Genomic DNA, 18,718 nt, shown 5'->3' with positions numbered 1-18,718 from the left:
ACGGTCTGTCCTACCCGAATTGTGGGGATTCCTCCGCTCGTCTGGGCTACTTGGGATTCGACTGCCCCTAGACCGACAGTTCGTTTTTATTCGTTCCCTCGGAGAGATTGATTGTTCCGTTAGATGTTGCCAATTCGACTGCTGGATTCCCTGGACTCTTACCGTTACTATTTACATGTTCGGCGGGAATAGGCTCCAGTGGGGTCAGAGGTTTTGTGTTGCGCCCTGCCTGAAGGTAAGTCGCTTTTCTAGGCTCTGTTTCATCATGGGAACTCCCTATTAGCGCCAGTGTCAACCCGCAACGGTCGTCTGATTGCGCCCTGTTAAGAGCTTCACTCTACAAGAACCGAGCTTGTTCGGTGTGGGCAGATAAGGAGTCAATTCTGAGTCTGAATGGCAAGACTTGCACTTGCATCTGACCGAGAGTTCAGCCTTTTGATGACAGTAATCTGCTGTCGGGCTGGATTAGTTATTTACGGACTGAATACCGTGATTCACTAATCAACGAATCGCACATAAATCCCTTCTGCCCTCTGGTTTTCCTGTTAATCCAATGCTCAAAAACAAGATCCCCCTAGTCGTGTTTTTCATCGAGCTAGGGGGATCACATATATGGTAGTCTATAAGAGATTCGGTATAGTTCCTTACGACTTGATTCTATAGCCTATATTTCAGTTTGAGTAGTCTTATCATTAGAATTTATAGTATTTTTACACCTTCTTAATCAATACTTTATCCCTGTTGTTCTTTGGGGAGGCAGTATATGTAAGTATGGCAATACGCAATATGCGTTACTTGTAATTTTTGTGGATATCTCTAAAAAATATGAAACTTAAGATTGTTGCTACCGTTGCCCTGTTAGCTTGTTTTGGGTTTGCAGAGCAAGCCCTTGCATTAAATCAGCTAGATTTGGATCAGTTGAAGGTAACAAGTGCCTGTCCCAGATGTAATTTGAGTGGTGCTGACCTAACTAAACTGAATCTAACTGGAGCAAATTTGCGAGGGGCTGACTTGAGTGGTGCTACATTATCTCAAGCTAATCTTACGAATGCCGATCTTACTGGTGCAAATTTAGAAGGTGCGGTTTTAAATTTGGTCAATCTCAGTGGTGCTTCCTTAACAGGTGCAAATTTAAAATCAGCATCTCTGGAAAATGCCGATCTGTCTAATGCTGGTTTCATCAGCGCCAATTTGGAAGCAGCAAACTTAAAAGACGCCAAATTGCAGTTTACCAATTTTCGGGGAGCTAACTTCCGACTAACAACTATGGCTAATGGTGTTGTTACATCCGACAAACCTTATGGCTGGTCGTTAGAGCGTCAGAATCCTAGAGAATGTAACGAGTTTAAACCCGAAAATACTCGAGGCACAACCTGTTATTCAAAATAAACTGGGAGTAGGGAATGGGGAGTAGGGAGTGAGGCATTGATTATCGAACACAATACATGCGTCAGTCGTCAGAATTGAGTTGGGTATTTTGACCGAAAAAGCGGATAGTGCAGCGTTAGCGAGTCCGTGAGCGTCTGAATAACGGGGGTTAAAACCCCCACCAAATCGTAGATTTGGTAGTCAAAAAGAAAGTCGGGGATTCAGACCCGCGACTGTAAGCGTTGCGTTAGCGAGTCCCAAGGGGAGACGCTAAGAGCGAACGAGCGTCTTGATTCTGACCGGAGCTTTCGGAGTCTTTGGCTTTGCTCCTGAATTCTGACTTCTGAATTCTTCAATTCTCGCTTGTCTGCATCATCCTTCCCTACCCCTCGGCTTTTTCCTTGACTCATCCTTGTATAGCAAAAGCATTTTGTTTGTTAACATTTCTTTATCATGGGAAAAAAGCCTATAGATTAATTAAATCGATGCTTACCCGTATCAAAGACTTAGCAGCAAAACTAGCGCCCCGCTTAATTGAAATTCGCCGCCACATCCACTCTCACCCAGAACTCAGCGGTCAGGAGTACCAAACAGCAGCTTTCGTGGCTGGTGTTTTGTCTTCCAGTGGTCTGCACGTTCAAGAGGGAGTTGGGAAAACGGGCGTCATTGGAGAACTGCGAGGCACTAGCCAAAATGACCGTTTATTAGCAATTCGCACAGATATGGATGCCTTGCCAATTCAAGAAGGCACTAATTTGGAATATGCTTCTCGCGCAGAGGGTATTATGCACGCTTGTGGTCACGATGTCCACACCACTGTAGGGTTAGGAACAGCGATGGTGCTGTCCCAAATGACAGAAGAGTTGGGTGGGAAGGTGCGGTTTTTATTTCAGCCAGCCGAGGAAATTGCTCAAGGGGCAAGCTGGATGGTGAAAGATGGGGCGCTGGAAAATGTCTCAGCTGTATTAGGGGTTCATGTTTTCCCTTCTATCCCCGCAGGATCTATTGGTGTGCGTTACGGGGCATTGACAGCCGCTGCTGATGATTTAGAGATTCTGATTATGGGAGAATCTGGACACGGGGCGCGTCCCCATGAGGCGATTGATGCGATTTGGATTGCTTGCCAAGTGATTACTGCATTGCAACAAGCCATCAGCCGGACACAAAATCCTTTGCGTCCTGTAGTCTTGAGCATAGGGAAATTTAATGGTGGCAGAGCGCCGAATATAATTGCTGATAAAGTGCAGTTATTGGGAACCGTGCGATCACTCCATCCCGAAACCCGTGCCCAGCTGCCGAACTGGATTGAAAACATTGTATCTAATGTCTGTCATACCTATGGGGCAAAGTATCAAGTCAATTATCGCCAGGGTGTACCCAGCGTCCAAAATGATTACACCTTGACGCAATTGTTGCAATCAGCCGCAGAAGAAGCTTGGAGTAGCGATCGCGTTCAAGTCTTACCCGAATCCTCCCTTGGATCTGAAGATTTTTCTATTTATTTGGAACACGTCCCTGGTTCTATGTTTCGCTTGGGTGTAGGCTACAAAGAAAGAATCATTAACCACCCATTACACCATCCCCAATTTGAAGTCGATGAATCTGCCATTATCACCGGTGTTGTAACTATGGCATACACCGCTTATAAATACTGTCAGCAAAATTTTTAAACAAAAACTCCCAGCGCTTATTTATGTGCTGGGAGTTTTTGTTTAACTAACCTTTTTTAGCGGATATAGAAAGTCCGAAAGCATCTACACCTTAGATTCGGTAACAACGCCCAATTTCTCTTGAATCCGGGTCTTAGCAGCTTTGAATTCGGTAGCCCATTGCTCAGTTTGCTCAGTGCTCAAGTTATTGCGAATGGCAGCGAATAGTGTGCTTTCTTCTTGACGAATATGATCGCCAATTTCAGTCAACAACTGTTTGATTTTATCTTTGAATTGGGGTGAAGATGGGCTAATGGCTTTGATTTCCTCTAATGCCTGCTTCACATGAGCTTGCTCGTCATACAGTTCTTGGGTATTATCTTGACCGTAGAAAGCACGTACTCTTGGATATACAATTTCTTCTTCAGCTTCAGAATGAGCCGTTAAATCCTTGTAAATTTGACCAAAGTATTCTTGGATCTTCTGCGGATCGTCGCTTTGCAGCAGTTCGGTGAACAGGGTATTTACCTTGTTGTGATCGAGGCGGATAACATCTTGGATATTTAGATCCTTTTTGTCACTGTTTTGGGTAACAGCACTACCTACTACACCACTAACTGCGGCCATAGCGTCTTGAACACGTGCCCAAATTCCTTGATCTGCATCTTGTCCAGTGAGTTCACGGACACCTAGAATCTCCAGAATGCCTTTGAGTTGCTCTTGATGAGCGCGGTTCTCAAAGTTAATAGTATTCAAAGGTGCGATCGCTAGTAAAATGTCAGCACCAACTTTTTGAGCAGCTTTGTGAACTATCAAGCCACTCATTACTAGTTGATGTTTCAGCAATTCATGCTGAGATACTTTTTCATACAGGCTTAGTTCAGAACCTTTAAACAATTCACGAGCTTTTTCAACGAATTCTGTAACAGTTTTTTTGGGTTCAGCCTGAATGCCATACTGACCAATTACGGTTTCTAAAACACCAAGATTTTTTTCATCATCATTGATGAAATTCCGGATGCGATCAGCAATTTCGGCATCAAGTCCTTCTTTCAAAAGTGATTGCTCATTTTCGATGACCAACTGTTGGAGTGCTTTAAGACTTGCCAATTTTACAGCAATAGCATTACGCTTCGTATCATCTAAAGTAGCTACCATCCGTGTTCTCCTCGGCAAAGCGTTCGTAATTCTTACTGATATAACCTTGACACAGAGGTTAGGGAGATTCCATCTTTCTTTTGAGCGATCGCTCTCACAACTCAGGGTAGATAAACATAAATTTTTTGTTACAAATTCTCTTCTTATAGTTTTAGATAGATAATATTTAAATCTGCATTCTATCCCCAGGCGGATAAAATATTAATAATCTAAGATTTCTTTAAGAACGCTTTTTAACTCCACCTCAGTAGGGCGTTTTTCAAATTGCTCGTGGCTATAAATCCACACAAGCTTGATTACACAATCAATTGTATTGACTAAATACATTAATCTAATTTGTCCTAAAGCGCCTTTGGATACCTTCAATAGCTTGTGAAATGACCATCCTTGAGGTATATTCAATCTTTCTAGGTAAAGGTTCGTTACGAGAATTGATGGGATATTGATCTTCAATTAAATCTTCCAAAACTTCTACGATACACTCAACAAAATCCGACCTATAGGCTTTTGCGAGTTTTTTGAAAGAACGGTTGAAATTATCGGATTTTTCAATCGAGAAGGGAGTTGAGCCAGTCACGTACTTCTCCTTTATAAATACGAGTTGATGATTCCGAAGTACAAGCGTCCTTTAAAATTTCCTGCATTACGAATTGATAGGCCGGATGGTCACGCTCTATTTGGTCTAGTTTCTGGTGTCCCAATGCTTTCAAGTCTTCAAGAAGAATTGCCTTAGTTGAGCTAGCTTCAGGTAGTAAACCTTTACGCGCCTTTTTCCAAGGAAACTCCAAGTGGGTCATACCACTAAGTTGATAAGCATGGTAGCCACCAAAATATTCCCATACTTTTTCTAGAAGTTGTCTCTTATCCTCAGGCATCTCTAACAGGAATTCTTGACTAGGAATAGGTAATTGTTTAGCTTCAAATTCACTATAAAACCTGTAAGCCGGAGGACAAACAGGGCCATAGCGCCATGCTTGTATTTCTTCTTCAAATAATGGCTCATCATACATCGCCAAATGTAAACTTTGCGCGTAGTACAGAAGCTTTTGGACTTTCATATTTGTCATTTCTGCTTCTATACTGTCTTCGTAAGCTCTGACGATGAAGTAGCGAGCCACATTTAGACAATCAATCATAATCAGACTCGCAAATTAAGACTGGTTAACTATCTTAGCTGTTTTTAACGGTCACTTACACTTACTATCTTAGTACATGTTTACTATTAAAATCAATTTCCTACCACAGGACGGCATAAATCCAGCTACCATCTCAATTAACTAGACCAGTTGCTCACAGCTACTGGTTACAGGTAGGCAAACTTCGACATCAAGTCTCAATATTTCCGAACCCCTTTTAGGGTGACGTTTACTCAGGTATCGCAATGCAGCCTTGACAAACCTCACCGCAATTGTGACGATTACGCTAGAATTGTTAAAGGTTCTTTACAGAATATGTCGATCATCCCCAATTCTGTTAAAACAGCCTAGCATTCAAATGTAAATCTTATAAACCCCCTCTAGAGTTCACCAAAAGCTTCTATGACGCTCCCAATTCGCAACGTCGCCATTATCGCCCACGTTGACCACGGGAAAACCACCCTGGTTGACGCACTCCTCAAACAATCCGGCATTTTCCGCGAAGGCGAAGACGTTCCGGATTGCGTTATGGACTCCAACGCCCTAGAACGGGAACGGGGTATTACTATCCTGTCCAAAAATACAGCAGTTCGCTACAAAGAAACACTGATCAATATTGTTGATACTCCTGGACACGCTGACTTTGGTGGCGAAGTTGAACGCGTACTCGGCATGGTTGACGGATGTCTTCTGATTGTCGATGCCAACGAAGGCCCCATGCCCCAAACGCGCTTTGTTCTGAAAAAAGCTTTAGAAAAAGGGTTGCGCCCCATCGTTATCATCAACAAAATTGATCGTGGACAAGCTGACCCCCATGTTGCTGTTGATAAAGTTTTGGATCTGTTCTTGGAATTAGGGGCAGATGAAGACCAGTGTGATTTTACCTATCTGTTTGCCTCCGGTATGGGAGGTTTTGCCAAAGAAAGCTTGGAAGCAGAATCGGTAGATATGCAACCCCTGTTTAACGCGATTCTGCAACATGTTCCACCACCAGTAGGCGACAGCAATAAGCCTCTGCAATTGCAAGTCACAACCCTAGATTATTCTGATTATCTGGGACGGATTATCATTGGCAGAATTCACAATGGTACTATCCGCTCAGGACAGCAAGCAGCTTTAGTTACAGAAAATGGCACCATTATCAAGGGTAAAATTACCAAATTAATGGGCTTTGAAGGACTGAAGCGCGTAGACCTGGAAGAAGCAACCGCAGGTTATATTGTCGCGGTGGCTGGTTTCGCTGATGCTTATATTGGGGAAACAATTACTGACCCCAATGAACCGCAAGCTTTACCACTAATTAAAGTGGATGAACCAACCTTGCAAATGACCTTCTGGGTGAATGATTCGCCCTTTGCTGGTCAAGAAGGCAAGTTGGTGACATCAAGACAAGTGCGCGATCGCCTATTCCGCGAACTCGAAACCAACGTTGCTTTGCGTGTCGAAGAAACGGATTCTCCCGATAAATTCCTCGTTTCCGGTCGTGGAGAACTCCACCTGGGTATCTTAATTGAAACGATGCGCCGGGAAGGCTTCGAGTTTCAGGTATCTCAGCCACAGGTAATTTACCGCGAAGTCAACGGCCAACCTTGCGAACCTTACGAACTCCTGGTGTTAGACATTCCTGTTGATGGTGTGGGTAGCTGTATTGAACGCCTGGGACAACGCAAAGGCGAAATGCAAGATATGCAACCAGGTAGTGGCGATCGCACCCAACTAGAGTTTGTCATTCCCGCCCGTGGTTTGATTGGTTTCCGGGGTGAATTCATGCGGATGACTCGTGGTGAAGGCATCATGAACCACAGCTTCTTAGACTACCGTCAATTGAGTGGTGATATTGAAGCCCGTAACAAAGGCGTTTTAATCTCCTTTGAAGAAGGCGTTTCTACCTTCTACGCCATGAGGAACGCCGAAGATAGAGGAGCATTTTTTATTACTCCCGGCACAAAGGTTTACAGAGGCATGATTGTAGGCGAACACAATCGTCCGCAAGATTTGGAACTGAATATCTGTAAAACCAAGCAGTTGACAAACCACCGCGCTGCTGGTGGCGATGAACTAGTGCAACTGCAAGCACCAATAGACATGAGCCTAGAGCGTGCTTTGGAATACATTGGCCCCGATGAATTGGTGGAAGTTACACCACAATCGATTCGTCTGCGGAAGATGTCGAAGAAGTTGGCTAAACGGTAAGTAAAGCAATAACCTAATTGATTTAGAAAGCCCGCATAAGCGGGCATTTTATTTAGTTATATTACAGCTTTTTTAAATCAACTAGTCAGGCTTAATTGCTAGCATCCAAAGGAGCGAGGCGCTCAAAAACTAATCTTTTTTGGTTGGATTGAAATCAGTATCTTTTATCTAATGAGGTTCGTAAAGTTACCTAAACGCTATCTGAAACTTCAACTAACACCAATCCTAATCTAACTCCTTTAGTGGCATAACAAACAACTTTAAAATGCCTTCATTTGAGATATGTTTGAATATTTTCAATTCTATGGTTTTTATCTTTTTGACATTTATATAATTCTTCATAGAATTTAATATCTACTTCCCGCCAACTTATCCAACCAGTATTTGGATATTTATTATCTGTAAAACTATAAGCTACTAATTTAGGAGTATTGTTGATTGAAATTATACAAAAATCGTCTTGAGCGCTAACTATGTTATCAATATTGTTTTGATAGACCATTATTTTAAATGGAGATTTATTTCTCAATTCTAATTTACTTTCATCATCAAGTGAATCATAAAAATCCTTGAATTCACCTTGTTTATATTCTATCAAATATCTTTCATGTACTTGAGTTTGAAAAAAATCTTTTAGTTTATTATTATCCACTAATTTTCTGAGAAAATGTAGGGTACAAATCGCGTTAACCATAACCTGAGCCTGTTTGTATAACTCTGTTAAAGTTTCAACTTCCGAAAAAACAATTTTCCCTTGTTTTAGATATAAACTGCTATCGATTATTTTTTTGATGCTATCTATTTCTGTAAGAAATGGGGGTATATTTTGCGTTCTAATATAATTAGTATCTAAAACAGCTACAAATTCTTTGTCGTCGTTTATAAGTAAATGTTCACGCAATTGTTTTTTAATACTAACTAAGTATTGTTCATATTCTTTTTCCCAATATATAGATTTTATATCTAGTCCTTCTTCAATATCTACACTATTATTGGTATTCCATTTTGCTACAAAAAAACCTATTTTTTGAGTGTTCCATGATTGATATTCTAATACAACTCTCCAAGTTTCAATACATCTATATAAAGGTTTCTTTTGACTCATATTAAGATCATATTCATTAATGAATTCATACCTATAAGTAGCTTCTTTTTGTTCTGTATAACTTTGATTATTATTAACACCAACTTGTAGGTTATGTATATTTAAAAACCATTTCGCTTCCATTGACTGTTCACTTTTATTTATTTCTTTAGTTTCTCCCTGAATAGTAAACTTTATTTCTCCTTCATCTTTGCTAGCATAATGTTTTCTATCTAGTTGCAACTTTATTTTTACTAAATCATTGGGATAATGTTTAGATATCCTTAAGATAATGTGTTTGACTTTAAATTCATATATTAAAGTGAAGAATAAAGCTATAATAAAACTTATGCCTAATAAATATATCCAACTATTATCACCTTCTTTTAAATTTAGAGCATACTTTATAGATTGTTCTAATAAATCTAAATTTAGTAAATTTATTTCTTTTGAAAAGTTACTACTTTTATCAAAAAACAAATCCACACATAAAATATATTCTTTTTGATCGTCAGTTTTAAATTTATACCATAAAGTTCTAATTGCGTTAGAATTTTTTTTATCGTTTATATCTGTATAAACACCAGTAAGTCCTGAAGTAGCATCTGTTTCTTTATAAGATGAATAAAAAGGTTTATCACTAGCGTTATGAGCAGCTTTATACCAAGGTCTATCTTTAAAACTTATGTCTTTGTTATACACCTCATCTGTAAATGGATAAGATAACATAAAGCCTGTTGCTGTATTAGTAATATAGACATTATTAATTCTTAGATCGGGAATTATATTCGAGTAGTTGTCTTTACCTGTTAAATAATTCATCACAACTTTAGTAAAAATATGTAAGTTTTGTATATTATTTTGTTTTTCCTTATCTAAAGGGTTTTTAATTTCACTAATCATTGTTTGAGTGAAATAAAGAAAAATTTTATCATTAACACTCTGTATTTTTTGATTTTCTCTATCTTGATTATTTTTATTACTTTGTTGTCCTCCATTAAAGTCGTTTAAAGTAGTATAAGAATAATTAGCTTTCATATCTACTTTTGTCTTCTCTATCTTCCATTTAACATAGCCTTCACTCGGAAAAGTTTGAGTAAGATTTATTTTTTTTTCTATACCTTCGGTAAGTTTGTTGGAAGAGGTTTTAAAATCTTCAGCATTTTCTTTTAATTTCTTTTTTGCGTCTGTTACAAAATTCGCAATATTGGTTGTGTATTGTGTTCCTATATCCAGGTTTTCATACCATAAAATAACTTGTTTGTCTTCTTCTATTTGTCTATTAATTTTGACAATATAAACACCAGCTATGATAATCAAAACTGAGAATATATAAGATGATAAAAAGGGTATTGCAATTTTAAATAATTTATTTTTTGATTCAAGCATAGTTGTTACTATAAATACAATTCTTTAAATATAAGTAAACACGGTTAAATAACCGTATAAAAATATAATTTCAATTTTTGACATCAATTTGTATATACATATATTAAGTGCGATCCCTAAACAGCTTATTCTTTTAAGCAACTATTACCTGTTTGTTAACCTTTCTTAACGGTCACAATGACAGCAATGATGTCTGCATACTCGATAATAAAAATAATGTATAGTATAAAATACTAATGTTTTGTAAATTTTGTGTGTTGATTAAGTTAGTAAAATATAAAGAAAACGAATATATACTTAGATAAGTTAGTTAAAAAGCGATTACCACGGCACGAACAAGCACTGTAACAAGTTTTAGTGATTAATGGAACTCAAGAGTCTAAGCTTGTCTTTAGCAAAACCGAGAATACTGTGAATTTAAGCTAGTGTTGGGTTAAAAAACAAACAAAAAAATCATCAAACCCATTACCAATTGGTTAGAAACCCGTGCTCGTGCCCCTGCATACGGCGGTTGAGTATTAGTAGCTACTAGCAGAGATTCTTACACAAAGCGATCGCCCTTGCCGTGCATTTAGTCAAATCCTTGAGTAAAAATGAAGAGGACTGAAAAAGGATTATTCCCATGACTATTCGTGAAACTGCGATGCCTTCTCTACGAGACGCTACGCGAACGGCGAGCTTCGCTAACGCAAAATTGCAGCAACTTTTGGAACCACTCCTGCAAGAAGTGACCGACTTCATTGATTTTGTGATCCACAAACATCAAGTTAAAATTGCTGAGAGTCAGCCTGATGAAACGCTTGTGGAAAAATGGTCACAATGGTTTGAGGCTGTGGATTGCCTAGACGTATCTCCACCTGAACCAGTCAGCAACTATCAGCAACTCCTACTCAACAAGTATCGGCAACAAAGGCTAGAGCTATGATCCTGTGCGATGCAATTAAAAGTTAGCAGGTTAAAAATTTTCAATATATTTTCTTAGAAACACTAATTGATTTGCCATATCCTCGGCTTCCATACTTTCTACCAACTTCAACAATCCTCGCAACTGTTCTCCAATTGAATAGCTCTGCTTGGCAGCAAGTACAATACCCGAATGCTTTTGTTGCTGTTCGAGATAAGCTTTATGCAATCGACAAAAATCACCAACATTGAAACTATAAATAACGCGCCTCTGTTCCGTTGCCCAGATTAATTGGCTATCATCAGATGATGCTAATCTATCTGCCTCAGCCGTTGTCATTACATCAATCCCAGCATTGCGTAAGCCATTAGCTAAAGATTTCTTGCCAGCATCTTCATCTAAATAGAAGCAAATTTGACTCACGCACAATTACCTAACATCCACTTCGTTTCCAGAGCGTTACATTCTGCTTGATATAAAGCAATTTCTCTATCCATTGCCTCCTGATTAGCATAGTAATAGGCAAGCGCTGCATAAACTTGTGCTAGGGATAAGTGTGGATATTCTGTCACAATATCTTGAGGAGATAAGCCTGCTTGAGAATCCATTACAATATTTTGAACCGTCATGCGCGTACCAGCAATGCAAGGGCGACCTCCAATAATTTGAGGTGTCCTCACAATTAGGGTTCCAATATCAACTATTGCCACCATGTTTTTCCCACTCTAACTGAATCAATGAATCTTCTACATTTATTCCATAGTTCAATAATACATTAGCAGTTCTGGCTCTAACAAAGTTACAGATGCAACCAGATCAACCTGCTTAAAAAACCTGCCTGATCCCTTCCAGCAGATATTTTTACAAAAAGCGATCGCCAATTAGCAGCATAGATTTACAGTGCGTAGGCGTAGCCCGTCGTAGACATCGCCTCTCAGTACTACTTTCATTTCACAAAAATTAGATAAGACTGATATATTTAAGGTAAATAATTTTCATCTAATAATTGTACAAGACTGTAAGGACACTTTTCTAGAAAAATAGTTAAATCGGTTTTAATTTTCACAAAATCAACCGCACTTTAATAAATATTCTCTAAATCATCCTGTAACTTATTTATTAAATTCGTCGTTAAATTATTATTTAAGTCATATCTAAATGTTTTAATTTCTCCAATCCAATGACGATAGTTTATTTCATATTCCACATGCCAATATTGGAGTAATAATATATGAATAATAATTTGCCTTAATAGACTTTTGGCTTTAGCTAAATCTCTCTTCCCCAAACTTATTAATTCCTCAATTAAGTTTTCTACATCAAGTTGATGAAACTGTTTTTATTTTAACAATTCAATAGTTTCTTCTAACCATAAATTATCATCGGTTTCATAGAGTTGTTTTAAGTTGGTAGTAATTGTCATATTTTTACCTTCTACCTACATTCCATAATCTAATCATATACAATTATAAATTTATAGATGCAAACCATCAAAATACACAGAACTGGTTACATTGTGCATACAATTCCTAACTGACTCCACCGAAATACTTTTGAAGATGCAAGTTTTTCAATGGTGCTTTCATTTCACGCAAACTCGACACGTCCCCCCATCTCTTTAGGTGTCATCACCTCATACATCAAAACCAAAGTTTCAATGATTTCACCAATTGAACGAGTTCCTTTCTTGCAGTAGGTAATACCAGGATGATCAAGCCTAGAACTTGCAATAATCAAAATATCTGCATCTTGGATGAATAGTACTCTCTGCGCTTCCTGCATAAAGGCTAACTGGACTTCATCGCTTTGAGTACGTAATTCCACATCATTGGTGGTTGTGACATCAATTCCATAACGGCGCAAGCCAAGGGCAATTGCAGGATCGACATTTTCATCAAAATGAAAGCGAATTCGTTCACTCATTCCTCAACTGTCTGAGTTTCTCTTGAAGACGCGACGGATGATTTTGCTTCAGTACCTCAACTAACTCATTCTCTTCTGCTGCACGGCGATCAATCTCGTCTCGGTGATCAAAGTAATAAGCCATTGCTCCATAAACAGATGCCAGTGACAGGTCATACTTACCAGCAATCTCAACTAAGGAATATCCTAGCTTTAAATGCATCATCGCCACATCTTCTACAGCAATGCGTGTATCAGTAATGCGGGGCTTCTCACTCCGCACATCAGAAGAGATTTCAATATGCTCCCAACTGACTAACTGCATCAAAGAATCTTCCACCTCTATTCCATATTTTAATAATACAGATTTTTTTGCTGAACCCCTGAGACACTGTGAATTCAGGGCGGTGTTGGGTTAAAAAAGAAACATGAAAATCATCAAACCCATCACCAATTGGTTAGAAACCCGCGCCAGTGCCCCTGCTTATGGCGGTTGGGTACTAGCAGCAACGGCTATTTGTTTTTTTGGCGCAGGTATCAATACGATGGCTGGTTGGCTTTACGCCATTAGCGGCATTAGTTTTGCCCTTTTGGGTGTAGCAGCCATCTTACCGCCGCGATCGCTCACAAATCTATCCATCAGCCGCCGTCCCATTCAACCTGTGTCAGCAGGCGACGATCTCACTGTGGAATTAGAAATCCGCAATCAGACACAGCAGCCTGTAAGCTTATTGCAAGTTGAAGATATACTACCCTTCGTCTTAGGGAAACCAGTACGAAAGGCCATTGAAACAATTCCTCGCCAAGGTAGTTACCGTTGGATATATTACCACCCTACCCAGCGCCGGGGCGTTTATCGCTGGCATACAGTCGAACTAGGTTCTGGTGCGCCTTTGGGGTTGTTTTGGTGTCGCCGTCAGCGTGATTGTGCTGCCACAGCCATCGTTTATCCCACAGTGTTACCCTTGGCTACATGTCCCTTAGTAGACGAAATGGGACAAGAAGAGAGCAAAAGGGGCGATCCTCGTGGTAGACCCTTGCAGACAGCGACAACGGGGCTGGTGCGATCGCTCCGTCCATACCGCATCGGAGATCCCACCCGTCTAATTCACTGGCGAACTAGTGCCCGCTATGGCGAATTAAGAGTGCGGGAGTTAGAAATGGTCACAGGTGGACAAGAAATAGTTATTGCCCTTGACAGTGCTAGCAATTGGGAAGAAGAAAACTTTGAACAAGCAGTAATTGCCGCAGCATCACTGTATTTTTATGCACAGCAACAACAATTACAGGTGCAACTGTGGACAGCATCAACAAATTTAATCAAAGGCGATCGCTTTGTTCTAGAAACCTTAGCAACAACCGCAGCCTTAGAAGATAGCAGTTCAATTGTTCCTAAAAACTATCCTTTGATTTGGCTGACTCAGAATCCTCTGAGCCTTGCTACTCTTCCTCAAGGCAGTCGCTGGGTTTTGTGGCCAAATATTTCCTCGCCAGCAGAACAAGAGGTAATCAATTGGGATCACCCTGGTATAGTTTTGCAAAGCGATGTCTCCGACGGGCTACGCCTACGCCCACTGCAACCCCAGCTACAAAAAACATTACATTCATAAATCAATTCAAATTTTATAATTTCAAAGACTGCTGACAAGTTCAGCTTCTGCGATTTCTGAGATTTTCTCTGATCCCAGTAAACCGGATATATCAGCCTTTGAGCAAAGGTAAGCTCATTTGAGCAGGTAAGGTTGGGGAAATACACCCAGTAATCCCTTAGTGAGGCTGAGGTACAATGCAAAGAAATATTTAAATTATGAGCGACATGATCACATCAGAACATAACACAAAATCCAGCGATAAAAGCCTAGAGGCAATGCGGCATTTTTCCGAACAATACGCCAAGCGTACTGGAACGTACTTCTGTTCTGAACCTTCTGTCACCGCAGTTGTGATTGAAGGACTAGCCAAACATAAAGACGACCTGGGTGCGCCTTTATGTCCTTGTCGCCATTACGAAGATAAAGAGGCTGAGGTTCACGCCACATATTGGAACTGTCCCTGTGTGCCAATGAGGGAACGCAAAGAGTGCCATTGCATGTTGTTCCTCACCCCTGACAACGAGTTTGCTGGCGAAAAGCAAGAAATCTCTCTGGCAACAATTAAAGAAGTACGAGAAAGCATGGGATGAGCGAAACCATCCCCCAAGAGTTTTGGCAAGGCGTAGAACAGTTCAATTCTGGTCAGTTTTACGCCTGTCATGACACTTTAGAGGCTTTGTGGATTGAAGCCAGTGAACCGGAAAAAACCTTTTATCAAGGCATTCTCCAAATTGCTGTGGCACTGTATCATTTGGAGAATCGGAACTGGCGAGGTGCGGTAATTCTATTAGGAGAAGGCAGTAATCGCCTACGCCGTTACCCATCTAGCTTCGGCGGCGTTGACGTAGATGAGCTATTGAGTCAAAGCGCAGTGTTGTTGACAACATTACAACAAATAGGGCAAGACTTGATTACAACTGGTGATTTGGGTGAAAATCAAGTCTTATCTTTGCCTAGAATTGTGCTGTCTACTGATTAGACATTTGGTAAATTAATTGTGCGTTGCCCGAAATCCTCGGTAGGCACAATTCATGTAAACGCATACTCCTAGGTCGAAACAAGCTACCCAAAGCGTCTTGCGACACGCTGCGCGTACCCCTTCGGGGAAGCAAGCTGCGCGTTAGCGTCCCGTAGGGAACCTAGAGAAGGGTATTGTGCTTACGTTATTTTCACTCAGATGTCTATTTCCTGAAACCTTGAGGTTGGGGGTGGCGTCACTATTTCAGCCAGTAGTTATCGGAAATCACTCCAGATTGTATATTTCATATCTGGATAAAGTACTTGAGATAATTAGAATGCAAGCTGAAATCCTGAATCCCCAATTGCTATGATGCCCTGTTATCAATTGCCCATATCCCAGATACGTCGCTTTGGATTAGCTTTAATGCTGCCAGTTGCACTCTTGGGCGCTTTTGTTTTCCCTATTCAAGTGCAAACCGCTACCGCACAAACATCTAGAGACAATCGGCCCCTCACTATCCGCGCTGATGTGCAAGAATATGACGCGAAAAACCAAGTAATCACTGCTCGCGGTAATGTGCAAATGTTGTATCCGGCTCGCCAGATTCAGGCAACATCTGCCCAAGCACAGTACTTTAGTAAGGAACGCCGAATTGATTTCAGTGGCAATGTCTATATTTTGCAACAGGGTGGTAACAGTATCCGGGCGGAGAAGGTAACTTATTTAATCGACGAAGGGCGATTTGTTGCCTTACCCCAATCCAACCGTCAAGTAGAGTCCATCTACATGATCCAGGAATCAGATAATGATGGACAAACTGCAACACCTGCCCCAAAAACACCACCTTTGAAGCCTTCTAATTAGCATTTACCAACAAAGGGTGGCTCCAGCGTGAAAATTGTTTTAGAGAATATCCACAAATCTTACGGCAAGCGAGTAATTGTCAATCGTGTCAATCTTTCTGTTGCTCAGGGCGAAATCGTTGGTTTATTAGGCCCCAATGGGGCTGGTAAAACAACGACATTTTACATTGCCACAGGTTTAGAAAAACCTAATCAAGGAAAAGTCTGGCTAGGTAATCTAGACGTTACAGAAATGCCAATGCACAAAAGGGCGCGACTGGGTATTGGCTATTTAGCACAAGAACCAAGTGTTTTTCGCCAACTCTCGGTAGAGGATAATATTCTGTTGGTGCTAGAGCAAACGAATGTGCCACGATGGGAGTGGTCAAGACGACTCACAACTTTACTGCGGGAGTTTCGCTTGGAAAAATTAGCCAATAGCAAGGGAATTCAACTTTCTGGTGGTGAGCGACGGCGGACGGAATTAGCAAGGTCTTTAGCTGCTGGACAAGAAGGACCAAAATTTTTACTTTTAGATGAACCATTTGCGGGAGTTGATCCGATCGCAGTCTCAGAAATTCAGCAAATTGTCGCACAACTGCGCGATCGCGGCATGGGAATCTTAATTACAGATCATAATGTCCGCGAAACTCTAGCCATCACCGATCGCGCCTATATAATGCGCGAGGGACAAATTCTCGCTTTTGGCGCTGCTGACGAACTCTACAGCAACCCCCTGGTGCGGCAATACTATTTAGGTAATAATTTTCAAGTCTAAATTAATCATTATTTAGTTAATAATTTAAAAGGTAATACAGTTCAGTTAAGCATTTTTTCTTCTCTTTATTCTCTTCCTTCTCTACGAGACGCTGCGCGAACGTGTCCTTTGCGGTAGCCTCCGGCAAGCCCTCCGGGTGACGCTCCTAACGTCGCTAACGCTGCGCTAACAGCAGTCGCTCATGGGGGAAACCCCCAGACGCTCGCAGGCTCGCTAACGCTGCGCTATCGCCCTTGGCCTCTCCCCTTGGGAGAAGACCACGCTGCTTCACCGCTTTGCGTCTACGTTAAAAAATTCACTTTGACAAAGAGTAAAGCCTTAACCCAAGCGTATTTATTTAAAAGGCTATTTTTAAATTTTAAACATAAATTTATTAGTTAATTTTCAGGTATTTAAAATTTAATTTTAATCCTAAATGTAGATATCATTTATTTCGCTAGGGTTGCTAACATTGAACTTTTCAAGCTAGTCATGATATCAAAGAAACTTACGTCCTTCTACAACCTCTATTCGCTGCTGCCTTTTACGATCATGGATCGTTACCTTGCTAGCGAATTGTTAGCGCCGTTTTTCTTTGGTGTCGGAGCTTTTTCATCAATTGGCGTTACCATTGATGCTGTATTTGATTTAGTCAGAAAAATTGTAGAATCTGGGCTACCCATAGACATTGCCATTCAGGTTTTTTTGTTAAAGTTTCCTAACTTTATCGTTTTAGCCTTCCCCATGTCTACGCTGCTGGCTACTTTGATGACTTACAGTCGTCTTTCTAGCGAGAGCGAACTAATTGCCCTGCGTAGTTGTGGAGTGAGTGTCTATCGGCTAGTGCTAACTGCTGTGCTGTTGAGTCTTGTGGTCACAGGAATGACATTTGTGTTTAACGAACAAATTGCACCAGCAGCAAATTACCAAGCGGCGATGACTCTGGATCAAGCCCTCAAATCAGATAAGCCAACTTTAAAACAGCAAAATATTTTCTATCCTGAATACCAGGATGTTACACAGCCGGATGGCTCTAAGAATAAGATATTGACACGCTTGTTTTACGCCGACCAATTTGACGGTAAGCGGATGTCAGGTTTGACGATTATAGACCGTTCAACAAAAGGTCTGAATCAAATTGTGGTATCAGAAACTGCCCAGTGGAATCCTTCTCAAAATGTCTGGGATTTTTACAACGGTACTATATATTTTGTCGCTGCCGATCGCTCTTATCGCAACATCGTCAGATTTGAACACCAGCAACTGCAACTACCGCGCACGCCATTAAGTCTGGCAGAAAAAAGTCGAGACTATGGTGAGATGAATATTGCTGAAGCACTAGATCAACTACAAGTAGAACTTCTTGGTGGCGATCGCCAAAAAATTCGTAAACTCGAAGTGCGGATTCAACAAAAAATCTCCTTACCTTTTGTATGTGTAGTTTTTGGCTTAGTAGGTGCAGTAATGGGAAGCATACCCCAACGAACTGGAAGAGGTACCAGCTTTGGGATTAGTGTCGTAGTTATTTTTTCGTACTACTTAATTTTCTTTATTAGTGGTGCGATCGCGCAGGCAGGTGCCCTCTCTCCCTTTATAGGGGCTTGGTTACCCAACTTTATTTTTTTAGGAATAGGTCTATTTTTATTGATGCGAGTTGCCAAACGTTAAATCGAGATAGCAAACAGTAGGGGGAAATGAATAAGGAGCGGGCAGGGGCAAGGGGAAGTAATATAAAAATTACTCTTCCCCCTGGGGGCGCGGCGCCCGGGCGCGGTCGAATTTC

At 40.7% G+C, this 18,718-nt stretch carries 18 protein-coding genes and 1 pseudogene; 10 read left to right on the top strand and 9 right to left on the bottom strand.

From position 1 onward, the window contains the following. Positions 1–825: 825 nt before the first annotated feature. Both ACFE90_RS00820 and ACFE90_RS00815 read left to right on the top strand, forming a co-directional pair. Positions 826–1,389 (top strand): pentapeptide repeat-containing protein, encoded by a 564-nt coding sequence (locus tag ACFE90_RS00820; RefSeq protein WP_375496851.1) that lies wholly within the window; start codon positions 826–828, stop codon positions 1,387–1,389. Between the two features lie 464 nt (positions 1,390–1,853). Continuing rightward, complete coding sequence (locus tag ACFE90_RS00815) at positions 1,854–3,038, top strand: M20 family metallopeptidase (RefSeq protein WP_375496849.1); 1,185 nt, start codon at positions 1,854–1,856, stop codon at positions 3,036–3,038. 84 nt (positions 3,039–3,122) lie between these two features. On the opposite strand, the gene ACFE90_RS00810 is transcribed toward ACFE90_RS00815, so the two are convergent. From ACFE90_RS00810 to ACFE90_RS00800, 3 genes are all read right to left on the bottom strand, one after another. Then, a complete protein-coding gene (locus ACFE90_RS00810; protein WP_375496847.1) occupies positions 3,123–4,175 on the bottom strand; it encodes a hemerythrin domain-containing protein in 1,053 nt (350 codons plus the stop codon). A gap of 201 nt (positions 4,176–4,376) precedes the next feature. Further along, a complete protein-coding gene (locus ACFE90_RS00805; protein WP_375496845.1) occupies positions 4,377–4,628 on the bottom strand; it encodes a hypothetical protein in 252 nt (83 codons plus the stop codon). Between the two features lie 95 nt (positions 4,629–4,723). Then, entirely contained in the window at positions 4,724–5,311 is a 588-nt protein-coding gene (locus ACFE90_RS00800) for a Panacea domain-containing protein (RefSeq protein ID WP_375496843.1), read from the bottom strand. Positions 5,312–5,713: 402 nt separating this feature from the next. On the opposite strand from ACFE90_RS00800, the gene typA reads away from it, so the two are divergent. Next, a complete protein-coding gene (gene typA / locus ACFE90_RS00795; protein ID WP_375496841.1) occupies positions 5,714–7,504 on the top strand; it encodes a translational GTPase TypA in 1,791 nt (596 codons plus the stop codon). 271 nt (positions 7,505–7,775) lie between these two features. On the opposite strand, the gene ACFE90_RS00790 is transcribed toward typA, so the two are convergent. Beyond that, positions 7,776–9,977, bottom strand: a complete 2,202-nt coding sequence (locus tag ACFE90_RS00790) for a hypothetical protein (RefSeq protein WP_375496839.1) — start codon at positions 9,975–9,977, stop codon at positions 7,776–7,778. Positions 9,978–10,599: 622 nt separating this feature from the next. Between ACFE90_RS00790 and ACFE90_RS00785 the strand changes: the two genes are divergently transcribed. Next, a complete protein-coding gene (locus ACFE90_RS00785; protein WP_375496837.1) occupies positions 10,600–10,902 on the top strand; it encodes a hypothetical protein in 303 nt (100 codons plus the stop codon). A 30-nt stretch (positions 10,903–10,932) separates the two neighbouring features. Here ACFE90_RS00785 and ACFE90_RS00780 read toward each other — a convergent pair whose 3' ends face one another. From ACFE90_RS00780 to ACFE90_RS00760, 5 genes and pseudogenes are all read right to left on the bottom strand, one after another. Continuing rightward, a complete protein-coding gene (locus tag ACFE90_RS00780; RefSeq protein ID WP_334908321.1) occupies positions 10,933–11,304 on the bottom strand; it encodes a DUF5615 family PIN-like protein in 372 nt (123 codons plus the stop codon). After that, the gene (locus ACFE90_RS00775; RefSeq protein WP_375496835.1) at positions 11,301–11,594 is read right to left on the bottom strand and encodes a DUF433 domain-containing protein; all 294 of its coding nucleotides are present in this window, start codon (positions 11,592–11,594) and stop codon (positions 11,301–11,303) included. Before ACFE90_RS00775 ends, ACFE90_RS00780 begins: the two co-directional genes overlap by 4 nt. A gap of 266 nt (positions 11,595–11,860) precedes the next feature. After that, a pseudogene (locus ACFE90_RS00770) lies at positions 11,861–12,304 on the bottom strand (DUF29 domain-containing protein). 164 nt (positions 12,305–12,468) lie between these two features. Then, positions 12,469–12,804 (bottom strand): DUF5615 family PIN-like protein, encoded by a 336-nt coding sequence (locus ACFE90_RS00765; protein ID WP_375496833.1) that lies wholly within the window; start codon positions 12,802–12,804, stop codon positions 12,469–12,471. After that, positions 12,797–13,123, bottom strand: coding sequence for a DUF433 domain-containing protein (locus tag ACFE90_RS00760; protein ID WP_375496831.1), 327 nt, complete (start codon positions 13,121–13,123; stop codon positions 12,797–12,799). Before ACFE90_RS00760 ends, ACFE90_RS00765 begins: the two co-directional genes overlap by 8 nt. 88 nt (positions 13,124–13,211) lie before the next feature. Between ACFE90_RS00760 and ACFE90_RS00755 the strand changes: the two genes are divergently transcribed. The 6 genes from ACFE90_RS00755 to ACFE90_RS00730 all read left to right on the top strand — a co-directional run bounded on the left by ACFE90_RS00755 (position 13,212) and on the right by ACFE90_RS00730 (position 18,603). Further along, a complete protein-coding gene (locus ACFE90_RS00755; protein WP_375496829.1) occupies positions 13,212–14,393 on the top strand; it encodes a DUF58 domain-containing protein in 1,182 nt (393 codons plus the stop codon). 206 nt (positions 14,394–14,599) lie between these two features. Then, complete coding sequence (locus ACFE90_RS00750; RefSeq protein ID WP_375496861.1) at positions 14,600–14,965, top strand: ferredoxin thioredoxin reductase catalytic beta subunit; 366 nt, start codon at positions 14,600–14,602, stop codon at positions 14,963–14,965. Next, a complete protein-coding gene (locus ACFE90_RS00745) occupies positions 14,962–15,354 on the top strand; it encodes a DUF309 domain-containing protein (RefSeq protein WP_375496827.1) in 393 nt (130 codons plus the stop codon). Before ACFE90_RS00750 ends, ACFE90_RS00745 begins: the two co-directional genes overlap by 4 nt. Positions 15,355–15,702: 348 nt before the next feature. After that, positions 15,703–16,200 carry an LptA/OstA family protein gene (locus tag ACFE90_RS00740; RefSeq protein ID WP_375496825.1) on the top strand — a complete coding sequence of 166 codons (498 nt, stop codon included), beginning with the start codon at positions 15,703–15,705 and terminating at the stop codon, positions 16,198–16,200. Between the two features lie 27 nt (positions 16,201–16,227). Next, positions 16,228–16,956 (top strand): LPS export ABC transporter ATP-binding protein, encoded by a 729-nt coding sequence (lptB, locus tag ACFE90_RS00735; RefSeq protein WP_375496823.1) that lies wholly within the window; start codon positions 16,228–16,230, stop codon positions 16,954–16,956. Positions 16,957–17,487: 531 nt separating this feature from the next. Continuing rightward, positions 17,488–18,603 carry an LptF/LptG family permease gene (locus ACFE90_RS00730; protein ID WP_375496821.1) on the top strand — a complete coding sequence of 372 codons (1,116 nt, stop codon included), beginning with the start codon at positions 17,488–17,490 and terminating at the stop codon, positions 18,601–18,603. Positions 18,604–18,718: the final 115 nt, after the last annotated feature.

Source organism: uncultured Nostoc sp., from assembly GCF_964245445.1.
Taxonomy (GTDB): domain Bacteria; phylum Cyanobacteriota; class Cyanobacteriia; order Cyanobacteriales; family Nostocaceae; genus Nostoc.
The sequence above is the reverse complement of the archived record's forward strand: the minus strand, read 5'-3'. Positions and strand labels throughout refer to the sequence as shown.

Bases quoted from the DNA above. Each gene is read 5' to 3' on its own strand.
- ACFE90_RS00820 (WP_375496851.1), top strand. From the start codon at position 826: ATGAAACTTAAGATTGTTGCTACCGTTGCCCTGTTAGCTTGTTTTGGG.
- ACFE90_RS00815 (WP_375496849.1), top strand. From the start codon at position 1,854: ATGCTTACCCGTATCAAAGACTTAGCAGCAAAACTAGCGCCCCGCTTA.
- ACFE90_RS00810 (WP_375496847.1), bottom strand. From the start codon at position 4,175: ATGGTAGCTACTTTAGATGATACGAAGCGTAATGCTATTGCTGTAAAA.
- ACFE90_RS00800 (WP_375496843.1), bottom strand. From the start codon at position 5,311: ATGATTGATTGTCTAAATGTGGCTCGCTACTTCATCGTCAGAGCTTAC.
- typA (WP_375496841.1), top strand. From the start codon at position 5,714: ATGACGCTCCCAATTCGCAACGTCGCCATTATCGCCCACGTTGACCAC.
- ACFE90_RS00790 (WP_375496839.1), bottom strand. From the start codon at position 9,977: ATGCTTGAATCAAAAAATAAATTATTTAAAATTGCAATACCCTTTTTA.
- ACFE90_RS00785 (WP_375496837.1), top strand. From the start codon at position 10,600: ATGACTATTCGTGAAACTGCGATGCCTTCTCTACGAGACGCTACGCGA.
- ACFE90_RS00775 (WP_375496835.1), bottom strand. From the start codon at position 11,594: ATGGTGGCAATAGTTGATATTGGAACCCTAATTGTGAGGACACCTCAA.
- ACFE90_RS00765 (WP_375496833.1), bottom strand. From the start codon at position 12,804: ATGAGTGAACGAATTCGCTTTCATTTTGATGAAAATGTCGATCCTGCA.
- ACFE90_RS00755 (WP_375496829.1), top strand. From the start codon at position 13,212: ATGAAAATCATCAAACCCATCACCAATTGGTTAGAAACCCGCGCCAGT.
- ACFE90_RS00750 (WP_375496861.1), top strand. From the start codon at position 14,600: ATGATCACATCAGAACATAACACAAAATCCAGCGATAAAAGCCTAGAG.
- ACFE90_RS00745 (WP_375496827.1), top strand. From the start codon at position 14,962: ATGAGCGAAACCATCCCCCAAGAGTTTTGGCAAGGCGTAGAACAGTTC.
- ACFE90_RS00740 (WP_375496825.1), top strand. From the start codon at position 15,703: ATGATGCCCTGTTATCAATTGCCCATATCCCAGATACGTCGCTTTGGA.
- ACFE90_RS00730 (WP_375496821.1), top strand. From the start codon at position 17,488: ATGGATCGTTACCTTGCTAGCGAATTGTTAGCGCCGTTTTTCTTTGGT.